Below are 2406 nucleotides of genomic sequence, written 5' to 3'. Positions count from 1 at the left end.
GGCGATGGTCGAGCTCAAGGGCCTCACCGAGGGGCGGGTGGACTTCTTGACGTACGAGCGCGCCCCGTTCCCCCTGCATGGGCGAGAACACTTCGAGCGCCACGGCACCGTCCTCGACCTGACCGAGGAAGACGGCGAAGCCGCAGCGCGTCGTGGTCCTGGATCGGGGGACGTACCTGGGCAAGGGGCGGGGGCGCGTACGCCGGCTGAGCTTGCTGATGCCCGACAGACGCCCAACTCAACCTGCTGACGTCCTCGACCGAAGACGCAGTCTGGTTGGCGCAGAAGCTTTTTTCGCGCTGGAGGCAGGAGAACGCCTTCAAGTACGGCAGGGAGCGCTGGGGATTCGACCAGCTCGACAGCCGCCAGGTCGAGGCCTATCCGGACGGGACGATCATCCCCAAACCCCTACCGGCGAAACCTCGAGCGGTCGCGGGACCGCGCCCTGCAGAGAGAGGGCAAGCTGCGCTGCAAACTGGCGCGGGCAAAGGCAGGCTCGCCAGAGCGCATCGGCTTCAAGGCCGAGATCGCCGAGACCATGAGCCTGCTCGCCGACCTCAAGGTGGGGCTGAGCCAGACGCCCCACCACATCGCCATCGAAGAGACGTACCTGGCCGGCAAACTCGTGCGCCACCGGCGTGAGTACAAGCTGCTGGTCGACACCGTGCGTTGTGGCTGCGCTGACCGCGGAGGATCGCCTGGCAAGGTCGGCTGCGGCAGTACTTGGCGACCGAGGCCGAGTCGAAGCGGGTCCTGCAGAACCTCTTCAAGGCCGCAGGGAATATCCAGGTGGCGAAATCCCGGATCGCCATCGCGCTCGACCCGAGCGGGAATCGCGCCGAGCTTCGCGCAATTGAAAAGCTGCTCGCCGAAATCAATCGCGAGGGGTTTTCACACCCTGCCGATCCGGTCCATCGGCCACTTCGATTCCGCCTTCAAGTGGCCCCTTCACCCCAAGGAGCGTGACGGTGCGTCGCACGAAGTCTGGGGCCCTGAGCGGACTTGAACCGCGAGCCGCGTTTAACAGGAGCTGTTAAACGGCCAGGCCGAGCTGTTGAACGGCTCTCCCGTGATCTCCCCCGGAGAGCGCAGAGAGCGGCCTCCGGAGGCCCCCGACCGGAGGGTCTCCGCGGCGCGTGTGATCTCCGGCTCGGGCTTCCCCTCTGGGACAGCAGTTAAACGAAAAGCCGCCCGGAGTTTGTCCGGGCGGCTTCGAGCTCCGTACAGGTGGCGGTTTACCGAACGCCGACCCGCTGGTCCCTGGAGAATCGACCGGTTGGCCGTAACCGTTCGTAGTTCGGCCCCAGCCCCCAGCGTTGACGCGAACGTTCGTTGACTCGGCCGAGCCCCGGGAACTGGGTGCACGACCGGAGAATCGGGCCCACAGTGGCCTCTCTTGCCCTCCAACCGCCGGAGAACGATGATTCTCCGGAAGTTCCATATCTCCGGAGAGCGGTGGAGAGCCAGATGCCGAAGAGTGCCAAGGACAACGCCCTTTGGAGGCGCGTCGGGCGGTTCGTTCGCGCTCGCCGGACCGAACTCGGCCTGTCGCAGGGCGACATCATCAAGGCCCTCGGCTACACCTCGCGGAACTCTGTCTCCAACATCGAGGTCGGCCGGGAGGGCCTGCCGGCCAAGCGCATCTACGCGTGGGCGGACATTCTCCAGGTACCGAGAGACCAGTTCTTCCGCTTCGTCGCCGGCGACGCCGAGCAACTGGACCTCGCCGCGAAGGAAGTCCCCAGCAGCCCTCTCAGCGCCTCGGAGAAGGACCTACTCGACAGCTACCGAAGCCTTCCCCCGAAGTTCCAGCGACGCCTTCGCGAACAGGCGTTGGAGTACGTCAAGGAACTTCACCGGGGAAAAGGAATTTGAACCCTCGACCCTCGCCTTGGCAAACATCTGAACAAATGAGCCGTATATCAGTAATACGGCCATGTTGGCGAAATGAGGGCGTTCGACCCTTGTCGCCCAGAGAGCCCTGGGAGCCCAAAGAGCCCGTGGAGCCCTCGATGTGCATCACGTGCATCGCGCATCGGGGCCCTGATGGTGTCCTTGCGGCAAGCGTGCGTGGGTCGCGCGAGCGGGGGTGCTACCGTCCGGCGGACGGGCGACGGAGACTGGGATGAGTGGAGGGGGGGGGCGCTACGCAGCGAGGCGGCGCTCGGGCACGTCGAGGCGGGCGAGCGTGTCCCGGAAGGTCCAGGGCAGCCAGTCTCCAGGCTGCTCGGCCACAGCCCGGGAGTGCCGCAGTAGCTCGGTCAGGGGTGGTGTCCCGCATCTGGTGGAAAAGCGCGTAGCGCCCTTCCGGCGGGCTGTTGATGGCCTACGTGTATAGCAGGTCGGCCGGACATGCCCCAATGCACCTAGGCGGCAGCCTTCTTGTCCGTCCGCGTTTCACTCTGT

Annotated in this window: 3 protein-coding genes; all 3 read left to right on the top strand. The window is 65.6% G+C overall.

Features of this window, described 5'->3' with window-relative positions:
* On the top strand, positions 1-250 hold a 250-nt coding region (locus tag VGM51_14885; GenBank protein HEY3414321.1), incomplete at its 5' end, for a hypothetical protein.
* 473 nt (positions 251-723) lie between these two features.
* Positions 724-966 carry a hypothetical protein gene (locus tag VGM51_14880; GenBank protein HEY3414320.1) on the top strand — a complete coding sequence of 81 codons (243 nt, stop codon included), beginning with the start codon at positions 724-726 and terminating at the stop codon, positions 964-966.
* A 501-nt stretch (positions 967-1467) separates the two neighbouring features.
* Entirely contained in the window at positions 1468-1875 is a 408-nt protein-coding gene (locus tag VGM51_14875) for a helix-turn-helix transcriptional regulator (GenBank protein ID HEY3414319.1), read from the top strand.
* Positions 1876-2406 lie beyond the last annotated feature (531 nt).

It is taken from the genome of Armatimonadota bacterium (assembly GCA_036504095.1).
Lineage (GTDB): Bacteria > Armatimonadota > DTGP01 > JAKQQT01 > JAKQQT01 > DASXUL01.
This window is presented reverse-complemented; position numbering and strand designations above follow the sequence as displayed.

What these genes read in the sequence shown, in the direction of transcription:
- VGM51_14875 (HEY3414319.1), top strand. Translation starts at nt 1,468, where the DNA reads ATGCCGAAGAGTGCCAAGGACAACGCCCTTTGGAGGCGCGTCGGGCGG.